This is a genomic window from Halogeometricum sp. S3BR5-2 (assembly GCF_031624635.1).
In the GTDB taxonomy this organism is placed as follows: Archaea; Halobacteriota; Halobacteria; order Halobacteriales; family Haloferacaceae; genus Halogeometricum; species Halogeometricum luteum.
In genome coordinates this window covers 342,645-355,178 of the sequence record NZ_JAMQOQ010000004.1, presented here as the reverse complement: position 1 = coordinate 355,178, position 12,534 = coordinate 342,645, and the positions used below count along the sequence as shown (strand labels likewise).

At 60.2% G+C, this 12,534-nt stretch carries 11 protein-coding genes; 3 read left to right on the top strand and 8 right to left on the bottom strand.

The window, feature by feature from the left end:
• Positions 1-89: 89 nt before the first annotated feature.
• From NDI79_RS16315 to NDI79_RS16290, 6 genes are all read right to left on the bottom strand, one after another.
• Positions 90-797, bottom strand: a complete 708-nt coding sequence (locus NDI79_RS16315; RefSeq protein ID WP_310929675.1) for an ABC transporter ATP-binding protein — start codon at positions 795-797, stop codon at positions 90-92.
• Entirely contained in the window at positions 794-1,609 is an 816-nt protein-coding gene (locus NDI79_RS16310; protein WP_310929674.1) for an ABC transporter ATP-binding protein, read from the bottom strand. Before NDI79_RS16310 ends, NDI79_RS16315 begins: the two co-directional genes overlap by 4 nt.
• The gene (locus tag NDI79_RS16305) at positions 1,602-2,726 is read right to left on the bottom strand and encodes a branched-chain amino acid ABC transporter permease (protein ID WP_310929673.1); all 1,125 of its coding nucleotides are present in this window, start codon (positions 2,724-2,726) and stop codon (positions 1,602-1,604) included. The genes NDI79_RS16310 and NDI79_RS16305 overlap by 8 nt, the downstream gene beginning before the upstream one ends.
• Positions 2,723-3,691, bottom strand: coding sequence for a branched-chain amino acid ABC transporter permease (locus NDI79_RS16300; protein ID WP_310929672.1), 969 nt, complete (start codon positions 3,689-3,691; stop codon positions 2,723-2,725). The genes NDI79_RS16305 and NDI79_RS16300 overlap by 4 nt, the downstream gene beginning before the upstream one ends.
• Before the next feature lie 70 nt (positions 3,692-3,761).
• On the bottom strand, positions 3,762-5,069 hold the full coding sequence (locus NDI79_RS16295; RefSeq protein ID WP_310929671.1) for an ABC transporter substrate-binding protein: 1,308 nt from the start codon (positions 5,067-5,069) through the stop codon (positions 3,762-3,764).
• A 97-nt stretch (positions 5,070-5,166) separates the two neighbouring features.
• Complete coding sequence (locus NDI79_RS16290) at positions 5,167-5,928, bottom strand: IclR family transcriptional regulator (RefSeq protein WP_310929670.1); 762 nt, start codon at positions 5,926-5,928, stop codon at positions 5,167-5,169.
• Positions 5,929-6,501: 573 nt separating this feature from the next.
• Between NDI79_RS16290 and NDI79_RS16285 the strand changes: the two genes are divergently transcribed.
• Both NDI79_RS16285 and NDI79_RS16280 read left to right on the top strand, forming a co-directional pair.
• Positions 6,502-7,914, top strand: coding sequence for an acetate--CoA ligase family protein (locus tag NDI79_RS16285; RefSeq protein WP_425499619.1), 1,413 nt, complete (start codon positions 6,502-6,504; stop codon positions 7,912-7,914).
• Complete coding sequence (locus NDI79_RS16280; protein WP_310929667.1) at positions 7,911-8,612, top strand: acetate--CoA ligase family protein; 702 nt, start codon at positions 7,911-7,913, stop codon at positions 8,610-8,612. Before NDI79_RS16285 ends, NDI79_RS16280 begins: the two co-directional genes overlap by 4 nt.
• 889 nt (positions 8,613-9,501) lie before the next feature.
• Here NDI79_RS16280 and NDI79_RS16275 read toward each other — a convergent pair.
• Together NDI79_RS16275 and NDI79_RS16270 are read right to left on the bottom strand one after the other, a co-directional pair.
• A complete protein-coding gene (locus tag NDI79_RS16275; protein ID WP_310929666.1) occupies positions 9,502-9,711 on the bottom strand; it encodes a KTSC domain-containing protein in 210 nt (69 codons plus the stop codon).
• Between the two features lie 102 nt (positions 9,712-9,813).
• Positions 9,814-10,680 carry a hypothetical protein gene (locus NDI79_RS16270; protein ID WP_310929665.1) on the bottom strand — a complete coding sequence of 289 codons (867 nt, stop codon included), beginning with the start codon at positions 10,678-10,680 and terminating at the stop codon, positions 9,814-9,816.
• 686 nt (positions 10,681-11,366) lie between these two features.
• On the opposite strand from NDI79_RS16270, the gene NDI79_RS16265 reads away from it, so the two are divergent.
• Positions 11,367-12,479 (top strand): endonuclease/exonuclease/phosphatase family protein, encoded by a 1,113-nt coding sequence (locus tag NDI79_RS16265; protein WP_425499625.1) that lies wholly within the window; start codon positions 11,367-11,369, stop codon positions 12,477-12,479.
• The last annotated feature ends 55 nt before the right edge of the window (positions 12,480-12,534 follow it).

Here is a 12,534-nt window from a genome sequence, read left to right as displayed (position 1 = left end):
GACGGTTTTAATTTTTCGATATATAAAATTTCCATCAGGACGGCACGGCCGCTCGGAACCCGAGTCGGAGGCGAGCGGGTCCAGCGGCGTCACACGCCGAGATATTTCTGTCTGAGGCTTTCGTCCTCTTTTAGTTTCTCTGTTGATACTTCGTCGACGATAACCCCTTCGTCGAGGATGTAGTGGCGGTCGGCCACCGCCATGGCGACGGCCACGTTCTGCTCGACGAGGAGGACGGTCACGTCCCGATTCTCGCTTATATCCGTGATGATCGATTCGATCCGTCTGACGATGTACGGTGCCAGACCCTCACAGGGTTCGTCGAAGAGTATCATCTTCGGGTTCGCGACCAGACTCCGTGCGATCGCTAACATCTGCTTTTCCCCGCCGCTCATGTTCTTTGCGGGTCGGTCGCGCATGTCGTCCAGTTCGGGGAACTGCTCGAACACCGACTCCCGGTCGAGCGGGTCGGAGGCGTGATTGGCGGCGAGCCTCACGTTCTCCTCGACGGTGAGTTCGTCGAAGCACCGACGTCCCTCGGGAACGAGCGACAGGCCCAGTTTCGGTATCTCGTAGCTTCGAGCCGCCCGCAGGTCGTGCCCGTCGAAGGTGATGGTGCCGCCGCGGACGTGGGGCACGTCCGCGCCGACGATGGCCCGCATCGTCGTCGTCTTCCCCGCGCCGTTCCGACCGAGCAGCGAGACGACCTCGTCGCTGTCAATGGAGAGATCGACGCCGAAGAGCACCTGTCCGGTGTCGTATCCCGCCTCCAGCCCGTCGACGTCTAAGAGCGTCATAGCTCCTCCCGCATCCCGCCGAGGTAGGCGTTCTGCACCTCTTCGTTCTCTCGAATCACGTCGGGGGCGCCCGTCGCGAGAATCTCGCCCTGATTGAGGACGGTGATTCGGTCGCTCATGGCGAGGACGATGTCCATATCGTGTTCGATGAGGAGGATCGTGAGTCCGAGTTCCTGTCGCAACTCGTCGATCATATCGGCCGTCTCTCGGGTCTCCGTCGACCCCATACCGCTGGTCGGTTCGTCGAGCAGCAGTACCGACGGTTCCGTCGCGAGTGCGACGGCGATACCGAGTCGACGCTGGTCACCGTGCGAGAGGTTCTTCGTCTTCGTGTTGTGTTGTCCGTCGAGTCCGATTCGCTCCAAGTAGTCGGACGCCTCCTCGCGATATTTCGAGCGGCCGTCCCCGAGCACGTTCAGCGCGAACGTCCCGGAGCGCATCGTCTGAACGACGATACGGACGTTCTCCAGTACCGTGAGATCGTTGAACAGCTGATTCGACTGGAACGACCGCGCGAGCCCACGGTGGGGGCGTTCCTCTTGGGAAAGGTCGGTCACGTCCTCGCCGTCGAACCACACCCTTCCGCTTGAGGGCGGCAGCGTGCCAGTAATCGTGTTGAACAGCGTCGTCTTACCGGCTCCGTTCGGGCCGATGACGGCGTGTAGTTCGCCTCGCTCGACCGAGAGGTCGACGTTCCTGAGGGCGACGATTCCCCCGAACGTCTTCGTCAACTCTTCCGTCCGTAGTATCTCCGTCCCCGCGGTCGAACTCTCCTCCGCCCGACGCCTCTCGCCGTGCTTCGATTCACTCATGTTTGGTCTGGTCTCCGTTGATTCGGTCGTAGAGTCGTTCGAGGGTCCCTCTACACAGACCCCAGAGTCCCTCTCTCGGGGCGACGAGTACGGCGGCGACGAACAACAGTCCGAGGAAGAACTGCCAGTACGCGAGCACTCCGGAGAGTTCGATCGTCACGATCGGAAACTCCGAGAGCGGCAGTACCAGCATCTCGAACTCGGTGAGGAAGTCCTCGGCGAACAGCCACACGAACGCGCCCGCGGCCGGGCCGAGGAAGTAGTTCGTCCCCCCGAGGATGGTCATCAGAATGATGTCACCGCTCGTGTTTATCGAGAGGTTGTGGAGGGTCGCTCCCTGGTTGTTTATCTCCAGCAACACGCCTGCGAGTGCGGTGAACGCCGCACTGAGCGTGAACGCCCACACTTTGTACCGCTTGACGTCGATGCCGACGGCGCGGGCTAACTGTTCGTTCTCTCTGAGCGCGGCGAGCGTCCGGCCGAACGGTGAGCGGACCAGTTGCCAGAGGAGTAGCCCCGCGACCACGAACACGGTCGCGAGGAGGTAGTACCAGTCGAAGCTGACCCAGCCGAGAGAGACGTACATCACGCCGCGGTAGCTCTCTATCCAGGCCGGCAGCGCTCCGCTGATACCGGTGCTCCCGCCGGTCAGACCGCCGTAGTTCTGGTTGGCGATGAAGTAGATGGACTGGGCGAACGCCAGCGTCAGCATGGCGAAGTAAATCTCCCCGCGGGCGACCGTGAGCCGACCGAGGAGGTATCCGAGAAGCGTCGCGACTGTGATGCCGATGGCCGCGGAGAGCAGAAACGGGAGGTTCCACGTGAGCGTCCCGATAGCGGCCCCGTACGCTCCGATACCGAGGAACATCGCGTGACCGAACGAGAGGAGACCGGAGTAGCCGATGAGCAGGTTGAACGCCACTGCGAACAGCATCCAGATGAGGATGGTGTTGGCTATCTGCTCGTAGCCGAGCAGTAGGGGGTGGGAGACGACCGGACGGATGAAGATTACGATGGCGAGCAATCCGAGCGGAACCTGCAGTGTCGACACGGAGTCGACCGGCACCGCGTCGCTTATTCGGTTGACGATGGAGGTCGGCGAGCGCTGTCCGCTCATTCGAGGAAGCCCTCCTGTCCGAACAGGCCGCGCGGCCTCACGAGCAGCACGATGATCATCACGAGGTACGGCATCAGTCCGCCGATTCCCGAGATGTCGAACGCCGCGACGTTGGTCCTGCTGGCAAGCGTGCTCAGAACGAGCGGCGTCACGAAGACGGCCTCGCCGATGAGCAGTCCGGATATCACGCTCCCGAACAGGCTTCCGACCCCGCCGACGACCACGACGACGAATGCGAGAATGATGAACTGATCGCCCATCCCGATGTCCATTCCGACCTCCGTACCTCGGAGGACACCGCCGAGGCCGGCGGTCGCCGCACCGAGGAAGAACATGAGGACGAATCGAAGCGGGATATTGACGCCGACGAGTTCGGCCATCTCTCGGTCCAAGACCCCCGCTCGGACGGACAGACCGAAGTCCGTTCGTTCGATGAGCAGGTACACCGCCGTAATGGCACAGACGCTCACGAGGACGGTGAACAGCCGGAAGTTGGCGACGTTGGTGATAACGAGATCGAAGCTCGACGAGAGGACCTCCGGCGTCGGCACGCTGAGCGGCGACGCCCCCCAGACCGCGCGCGTGGCCTCGTCCAGCATCAGCGCGAGTCCGAACGTCGCCAGCAGACCGATGAGCGGCGTCTCGTCGTACAGTCGATACAGGACGGTTCGTTCGATAACGATGCCCAACGCGCCCACGAGCAGCGGAACGACGAAAAGCGCGACCCAAAACGAGAGGCCCCACTCGACGACGACTTGGAACGTGAGATAGGCCCCGAGCATGAATAGCGCCCCGTGCGCGAAGTTCACGACGCCGAGCAACCCGAGGATGATCGAGAGACCGAGCGCCAACAGGACGAGTATGAACCCGTAGACGAGACCGCCGACCACCTGGTCGACGAACAGTCCGGGTCGCATCGCGAAGGCGTTCGCGAGGAGCAGCGCGAGAACGACGATGAGTGCCATCGCTCCCGGAGACGACTCCTCGCTTGCCGGGTTGAGTGACGGTGGAAGCGTGTACGCCATGTGACGATTCTTACAGTTGGCAGCCCGTCTCTTCGCACGTTCGTGCGAGGTCACTGCCGGCCAGCGTCTCGTCGACGCCGAACCACTGCTTCCACGGGTCGTCCTGCATGGCACTCGTCTCCAGTCCGGAGACGACGTGGGTCGGCTGTATGAGTTGGTGGTCGCACGCGCGCCAGCGCAGCGTCCCGGGCTGAATGTCGGCGACGGCGCTCCCTATCTCGTGGCCCTCCAGTTCGCTCGTGATATCCGCAGCGGTGGTTGACCCCGCTCGCATCGCCGCACGAACTTGTTGGTCGAGCGATGCGTAGGCCATGTAGTGACGGGCGAACGGGTCTGTTTCGCTCTCCTCGACCACCCGCTGTTTGAACTCCTCGCCGGTGTCGACGGCGTTCACCCATCCCGTCGGTCCGATATCGACCGCCGCCGCGGCTTCCTTTCCGAGCCCCCACATCACGAGATCCTCGAACTGGTGGAACATCAGGGTCAGTTCCTCGTGGAGACCGGTGTTCATCATCTGCTCCATCGCTAACCGGGCGTCGAGACCGGGGATGAGCAACGCCGCGGCGTCGGCGTCGGAGTTCTGGACGTTGTTGATGTACTGTGTGTAGTCGTCGCCCGGGAACGGCGTCGCGTCCGCCCCGACGACCGTCGCACCGTTCTCCTCGAGGGTGGAGCTGATCACCTCGTTTGCAGTCTGTCCCCATACGTAATCGGAGTAGAGGATGTACCACGAGTCGGCCTCGTTCGCCATTCGCGGTCCGGCCGCCCGCGCCATCATCGTGTTCGACTGATACACACTGAACATGTGCTCGGCGCACGCACTCCCGGTGATGGAGTCGGACGCCCCTTGTGCGATGTAGGAGACGCCGTTGTTAGACGCCCACGACCCGATACTCGTGCAGACGGCGGAGGAGATTCCGCCGTGAGCGAAGTCGATACCGTCGGACGTGACGGCCCGTTTCATCCGTTCGAGCGCCGTGCTCGGGTCGGTTTCCGTGTCGTACTCCCGAAGTTCGATCGAGATGTCGAACTCGGATTCGAGGTCCTCCTTCGCGAGAACGGAGCCCGCCGTCACGGACTCTCCCCAGGGTGCGAACGCACCCGTGTACGGTGCGAAGACGCCGACTGTCAACTCATCGATGTTCCCGCCGCCAGCGGACCCGCCTTCCTCTGACCCGGACCCGCCACCCCCTGAGCCTGTTCCACCGCCGCCGCCGTTCTCTCCCGGGCTCCCCGCACACCCGGCGAGACCCGCGACGCCGATTGTCGAAACTCCGCCAACCTGTTTGAGTAGCTCTCGCCTGCTACGATTAGGCATACCTCTATCAGCGTGAGATGGTACTTATAGATTGTGGACAATAGTCGCAGGTTTTCCATTCTACCGATATCGAGGAGTAGAGGGCGTCTCTAGGTCCTTAGGGAGAGTACTGGTAGTTTACCGAGACGATGTTGGCCGATTTCTGTACCTCGCTCGCGAGTTCGGCGCAGTACTCCTCGTCCCGAAGGTGGTCTGTAGGGGTGACGATGCCGATTGATCCGACGACCTGATCTTCGACCTTCACCGGGGCCGCCACGACGCCCATCCCGACGACCTGTTGGTCCCAATCGACCGCGTATCCCTGTTCGCGTATCGTTTCCAGTTCGGCCTCCAACTCGTCGCGGTCGGTAATCGTGTGCTCTGTCACCGCGGTCAGCCCGTGTTGGTCGATGATTTCGTCTACCCTGCCGTCGTCGTATCCGGCTAGCATCACTTTGCCGGCCGCGTGAGTGTGAATCGGAATCGTGATTCCGGGATAGATTCCGAGTTGGAGCGACTTCGAGGTGTGTTCCGCGTGAAGAATGACAAAACGGCCCCGGTCCTCGACGTTGACGCTGACTATCTCGTCCGTCTGCTCGGCGATGCGCTCGAGTTCCGGCTTCGCGATGTGGAACAATCGGTTCCGGTACTTCAGCTGTCCCCCGAACTCCAGCAGTCTGAATCCCAGTCGATACTTCCCGTTTTCGTTGACGGCGTAGCCCATCGACGTCAGCGTACGGAGATAGTCGTGGACCGTGCTCTTCGGAATATCCATCTCGCGGGCGAGTTCCGCGACGCCGATTTCCTTCTTCTCTTTGAGTAATTCGAGTATCTCGAACGCCCGTTCGACGGTTTTCAGCCCCGACACACTATTACTCATGGTTTATCGTTCTGTACGCGGCGGGTATAAATCATCCGATTATCTCGGACGTTTGCCGCTTCGCACAACCGTGTGGTTAGCTACCAAGGCTACGTCCATACAAACTCACGAATCACGGATCCCCGACGCAGGGGCCGCGTTCGGTCGTCCGAATTTCTCGAACGCCCCCCTGTCGCCCCGTTCCGAAATACGAGACCGCCGGGAGTGTACGTTGGTAAACGACACCGAACCTCATGCAAAGCGCTGAGAGGGGACTCCTGACCCATTACAGACTTAGTCTTGTATGGCTAGTTTTTAACCGTTCACGGGGATCTCGGAGAATAGACGAATCGATCGCTCAGAGCCGGAGTCATCGCACAGCAGTAGTCGCGGACTCAGTAGCGGCCTTCGCTGCTGTGCGCCTCTGATCGTCGACCGGAACGGGAAGCGGTAATCTACACCATTCGAGATATCCGCAGTAGCACTGACCACCGTACGCAGCCGTTCGAGAGGCGCAGAGTGGAAGCGCAGGCGCCTCAGACGGCGCCTGACGAAACCCGACCGCGATCGAGACGACGTGCTCCCGAAAGCACTATGAGAACGTTCCGAATACGGGTGCACGTGACACGCACTATCGAGATTAGCAGGCTGTTCGATCCTTCCTCGATCGCCGTCGTCGGAGCGTCGACGACGGAGGGGAAAATCGGATACGAAGCGATGGAGAACGTCCGCGACTTCGAGGGGCCCGTCTATCCGGTGAATCCCTCCCGAGAGGGCGAGATATTCGGCGAATCGTTCGTCGGTTCGATCGGAGCCATCGATGATGACGTCGATCTGGCGCTCCTCTGTGTGCCAGCCTCGGTCGTCCCTGACACTATCGAGGAGTGCGGGGAAGCGGGGGTCGGCGCAGCGGTGATCTACGCGGGCGGTTTCGCGGAGGCAGGCGAGGACGGAAGGGAGCTTCAACGACGGATCACCGCGAGTGCAACGGAGCACGGTATCGCTCTCCTCGGCCCGAATACGAGCGGTTTCGTCGTCCCGGACGAGGGTCTCTACGCTTCGTTCGCGACCGGGGTGGAGGACGTCCCGGCGGGCGGCCTCGCCGTGATCGCTCAGAGCGGCGGCATCGCTCATTCGGTCGCGTTTCGGGCGGTGAACGAGCGCCGCGGCCTCTCCGCGATGGTCGGTCTCGGGAACCGGGCAAACGTCGGCTTCGAGGAGGCGATTGACTACTTCGATTCCGACCCGAGTACGAGCGCGATCGCCCTTCACCTTGAGGGAACCGACGACGCGCGCTCGCTGCTCGAAACCTGCTACGACGCGGAGACACCAGTGTTTGCATACAAAGTCGGCACCGCCGACGTGAGCGATTTCGCGGAATCGCACACGGGAGCACTCACGGGCGACCATGCGCTGTACGAGGCCGGATTCGCGCAGTACGGAGTACCGACAGTCGAATCTACTAGCCAACTGCTTGACGCCGGTCATCTCGCCGCGACGGCACCGCTTCCCCGTGGAACGAACGTCGGTATCGTCACCGCGCAGGCTGGACCCGGAATCGTCATCGCGGACCGTCTCAAGCAGGCGGGGGTTTCACTCCCGTCGCTCTCCGAGGAGACGACCGAGCGGGTGACCGAAATCCTCCCCGGAATTACGTACGCCGCTAATCCAGTCGATACCGGTCGACCGATGCCAGCCTTCGGCGACGTCGTTCGGGCGGTGGCGGAAGATACGAACGTCGACGCGGTAGTCGTCTACGAACTGCACGAAGCCGCGTTAGGGTTCCCGGTCGACGCCCTCGACGGATTGGCCGAGGAAACCGGCAAACCGGTTCTGTTCGCCACCGCCGCTCCGCACTCGCAGATGGAAGCCGACCGCACCGCTCTCGAAGAGATCGGTGTTTCCGTTTTCGAGTCACCCGAAGACGTCGCGGATGCGATGGTCGCGCTTGCGGAGTACGCGAGAGTCTCTGCGTCGGCCGCGCCCGCGGGGGTGAGCACCCGATGAGCGAGGACCCCATCGCCCGCGCCCGCACCGACGGTCGGACGACGCTCACCGAGGCCGAAGCGAAGACGGTGCTCACCGAGTGGGGGGTCGATACGCCCGCATTCGAGGTCGTCTCGACGCCCGGAGCAGCCGCAGATGCCGCCGAAGAGATCGGATTTCCCGCCGTACTGAAGGTGTCGTCGCCGGCGGTCGTCCACAAGAGCGAATGGATGGACGGTCTCGGCGTGACGGTCGGTGTGACTGACGCGGACGAAGCGGCTGATGTCGCGGCAGACATACTGGGCCGCGCGGACGACGCCGGTATCGAAGCTCAGGTGCTCGTCGAAGCCGCTGCGGAGACGGCCTCCGGAACGGAAGTCATCGTCGGTGGAATCCGCGACCCATCCTTCGGACCGGTCGTGCTCGCGGGCCTCGGCGGTGTGTTCACCGAACTCTTCGAGGACACCGCTCATCGTCTCGCCCCCATCACCGACGCCGAGGCGCGCGCCGCACTTCGAGAACTTCGCTCCGCACCCTTACTCGAAGGGTACCGGGGGAGCGCCCCGGCGGATATCGACGGGCTTGCAACGGTCCTGCGGACCGTCGGCGACTTACTGGCGGAACGGACGGAAATCGCCGAGATAGACGTCAATCCGGTGTTAGCGTCCGTCGACGGTGCACTAGCGCTGGACGCCGTCATCACGTTGCGCGACGAGTGATGAGCAAAAAACGGCGGCCGAAAATAGTTGCCCCCGGTTGCCGATGCATTCCGAGTTCGCGTGATGCTCAGTAATGTATTTGACGTCCGGCCTGCCGCCTGCAACCGTAATTACCGCAGGATTCGACCCACTCAGTGGTGATGGACCCACCTACGCGGGGCAGCTCCAAAAAGTAGAGTAATAGGTCACACGTTCAGTTTGACCCAGTCAGTGACTCTGAGGGCGATCAGCACGACTGACACCAACTAGAAGCGTGGGCGACCGTGGCGGATTCAAGTCCAGTATATTGCGACCCTCCTGTAACTCCTCTATTCAGACGTCAGACAGACCCATTTCCGTCGTTACATCTCTCCCCGCCGGAGGAAAAGCAACAAATAAAGAATTCGTATGACTGTTGTGCTCTCCTACATGATTTTTGGTACTTAGGTACGGATATGCGACGTATGGCCGAATATTTCTAGGTCGAAATTATACAATAACCATATTTAATTCCCTATATTTATATTGCGTTACTTAATTGCGTTTCCGATAGCTACTCCGTCCTATCTAAAATCTGATGGGCTCAAAGTAGGAAAGAATATCCGAGGGCACTGTCTAGATAAGCGATTTTGGACGAGTGAGGCTCGCTCCTTGACGAAAACAGAGCGGTGCAAACTCTGAATTCAGTTCGCCCTACTACTCATCTCTCCGGTCGAGTAGCCGTCGAGTCGTTTCTCAAACTCAGTATGATTCTCACTATCCGCCTCAAGCGAGAGAAATCGGCCGATCCAGTTTAACTAGACAGTGCCTCTCGGAAGAGATCCGTCAATAGCCGAGTATCATTTTCTCAGTGCATACAGCGCTGCTCTCTTCTACACCCCATCAAAATCTGAGTCGGTTCTAACTGGTTCTAGATGCGCTTATATCGATAGTTGTTTTTGATGTGTCGGTGGTGGTACTTGCCGTGCGAAGCGGCGTTCATCAGCCCTTGGTAGATTGACTCTGGAACGTTGAAATATTGATACACTTGACCGCTATGGAACTCGATTTCTAACGTATTTGCCGATGAATCGTATCCGACACTCCGGAGGTTACTGGAAGAGACGGGTTTTCTGTTCATTCTCGCTGACTCTCTGTTGGCCCCACTATCAGTTAAGAACATCTACGTGAAAAACCGAAGTCGGAAGCGACAAGCAACGGCCCTCGCAGGGGACTAAGGCTCCTACTTGATTCCTGGTCTGTCTTTTTTGAGAGTGAAGAGGGCAAGACGGACGGCCAGTCCGGAGAGACCGGCTAGCGCGCCAAACTCAGTCAGGGTCTCTATTTCCACGAATTGGAGCAGGAACACAATAGCAACAAGGGTGACGACCGCGATTTCGTCCGGGTTGTCTATAACTTCCGTAGCACGGTATCGACAATGAAGGGAGAAGATCTGCAGTTGCCGGAGTGCAAACGAGTAATCGTCGACGCGATGTGACGGTGAGACTGCTTGCGAAGCCGAACTGTTACTCGTCGATGTTCGACTTTCGCCTACTGCGACACCGCTGGTGAAGCTAACCGATTCGGTCTGGGCGTAGGCAGTAGATGAGGTCGAAGTTGATGGTACTCCGAACAGGGAGGGACTAAGAGATGCTCCTGCTGGCCGAGCGATCTCTTCGACGACCTCGGCGAGTAGCTTTTGATTCTGGATAGCAGGCTGAAGAGCAGAAACTATGGCTTCGGGTTCGTGGAACTGTTGCAGAGCCGCACTTACGCCCGCCTTGTGAATTCTCTTGGCGGCCTGTTCAGCCGTACTCTGCACAATCCCCTGCCGGTACTCAGGGGGCGAGAATGCGTCTGACATCCTTTCTACTCCGCTTGACCTCACGTACTCTTGAACAATCTCTTCGACACTCCGTTGATTCCGGACTACATTCTCAACCCCGGCATGAACGAAACCCGGTTCAATAACTGGGTGCTCAAGTGCCGGAAGAGAAGCGAGCGTCTCCCATAGTTCTTGGAGAGAAGAGGAGCCAATAGGGGAGTCGGTATCGGAAGTAGATGCCGTATCGTCGGTGCTCGTAGATGTCTTGTTATTTTCCTCGGACATCAATTGACTCTCTCTGCCTTCAAACAAAAAGTCTTCGTACGAACAGAATTGGTATAGCGACTGGTAGTTTATATATTTGAAATCTGTACAGTGGTGGCGTATAGATGGCAAATTCCGTGCTTCAGGCGAGTTTACAGTCTACTTTGTTTTAGTCCAATAAAGCAAAGTAGATTTAAGGGGGTCAGCGCTGTCCCCTCATCCCACCCCATTCAAGCCGTAGAATCCGGGAGAGACGACCTGCGAACCGCTATTCCGGCGGTTCGGAAGATCACACGTCTGTTGAGTCGAGACCGTGCGTTCGTCCGCATTCTCGCCAACGTCCGAGGACGGAGGTTTCTCGCGTGGGCGGCGACGGCGGATCCCTCCTCGGCGAGTTTCGGCCGGGCTACGAGATGTCAGTGAGTATCAATCACGGAAGCAGGGAACTGTCGTCGGAACCGCTACTGCGAATCGTCGACCGGCGAGATATTAGTTCGGATTAGAAAATTTCTCCGATACACATATTATGAATTTAATAACAACCCGTTGTATCAACGTACTCGATGTCGCTATTTCAAACGAGACGAACGCTACTCAAGACGATAGGCGGTACGGCAGCAGCTGCCGGATTGACCGGTGTCGCTAGCGGTCGACAGGGGCGACGGAATCGAAACCGGCGGCGCGGGGTGCGCTACGCGGCCTTCAACGTGATCGAACTGGAGACGGGGCAGGTTCAAGAGCAAGGCGACGAGCAGGCGGAGGCGGCCGCCCGAGTCGTTCAGGAGGCTCAACCGGACGTCCTCGTCGTCAACGAACTCACGAACAACCTGCAGGAGGGCGAACACACCGATACTACGAATATCGACGCGTTCGTCGAGAACTACCTCAGCGTTCCGCAACGGGACGACCTCGACGGTATCGACTACGAACACACGTACCAGCCGACCAGCAACACGGGCGTCCTCCCCGACGAGGACTACGACTTCAACAAGGACGGAGAGGCCGGTGCGCGGCCCGGCGACGCGTTCGGGTTCGGTGAGTTCCCCGGCCACTACGCGTTCGCGGTCGCGAGCAAGTACCCGATCGTAGAATCGGAGATACGGACCTTCCAGACGTTCAAGTGGGCCGATATGCCAGACAACCTCATCCCGGTGAAGGGCGAGGAAGGAGTCGTCACGGACCCCGAAGGCGACGGGACGGCGCTCTACCTCACCGAGGAGGAACTCGACGTCTACCGGCTCTCCTCGAAGACGCACGTCGACGTTCCGTTCCGAGTCAAGGGGGGAACGGTCCACGGCCTGTTCGCGCACCCGACGCCGCCGGGCTTCGACGGCGCGAACAACTTCAACGGGAAGTGGAACCACGACGAGGTCCGGTTCTTCGCGGACTACGTCGCCGGCGAGGAGTACATCTACGACGACAGCGGCGAGCACGGAGGTCTCGACGACGACGCGTCGTACGTGCTAATGGGCGACATGAACGCCGGCCCGGGCCGGGGTCGAGACGCCCGCCCGCTCCAACCCGCACAGAAGTTCTTCGTCGACAACGACGACTTCAACACCGACCGCCTCCCGACGAGTCCGGGCGGGTTCCAGTACGGCCTTCCCACCGGGACGCGTTCCGGCGGCGACGTGGAGGGCGTCGTCGAACTCATCGACTACGTCCTCCCCTCTCCGGACCTCTCGCTGCGGGACTCGTCGGTCGTCTGGCCGAGCGAGGCCACGACGGAGGACGGTCTGCTGGAGGACGTCGACGAAGCGTCGGACCACCGACTCGTCTGGGCCGACATCGCGACGAACCCCGGGAAGAAAGGAAAGTAGCCGCAGTCTGCCGAGAGCGAGGAGTTCCGAGTCGGCGGAGGCGACACACCTCGCG

Excerpts from the sequence above, each read along its gene's own strand:
- NDI79_RS16300 (WP_310929672.1), bottom strand. The coding sequence starts at position 3,691 with ATGGCACTCATCGTCGTTCTCGCGCTGCTCCTCGCGAACGCCTTCGCG.
- NDI79_RS16275 (WP_310929666.1), bottom strand. The coding sequence starts at position 9,711 with ATGAACAGAAAACCCGTCTCTTCCAGTAACCTCCGGAGTGTCGGATAC.
- NDI79_RS16280 (WP_310929667.1), top strand. The coding sequence starts at position 7,911 with ATGAGCGAGGACCCCATCGCCCGCGCCCGCACCGACGGTCGGACGACG.
- NDI79_RS16310 (WP_310929674.1), bottom strand. The coding sequence starts at position 1,609 with ATGAGTGAATCGAAGCACGGCGAGAGGCGTCGGGCGGAGGAGAGTTCG.
- NDI79_RS16290 (WP_310929670.1), bottom strand. The coding sequence starts at position 5,928 with ATGAGTAATAGTGTGTCGGGGCTGAAAACCGTCGAACGGGCGTTCGAG.
- NDI79_RS16315 (WP_310929675.1), bottom strand. The coding sequence starts at position 797 with ATGACGCTCTTAGACGTCGACGGGCTGGAGGCGGGATACGACACCGGA.
- NDI79_RS16285 (WP_425499619.1), top strand. The coding sequence starts at position 6,502 with ATGAGAACGTTCCGAATACGGGTGCACGTGACACGCACTATCGAGATT.
- NDI79_RS16305 (WP_310929673.1), bottom strand. The coding sequence starts at position 2,726 with ATGAGCGGACAGCGCTCGCCGACCTCCATCGTCAACCGAATAAGCGAC.
- NDI79_RS16270 (WP_310929665.1), bottom strand. The coding sequence starts at position 10,680 with ATGTCCGAGGAAAATAACAAGACATCTACGAGCACCGACGATACGGCA.
- NDI79_RS16295 (WP_310929671.1), bottom strand. The coding sequence starts at position 5,069 with ATGCCTAATCGTAGCAGGCGAGAGCTACTCAAACAGGTTGGCGGAGTT.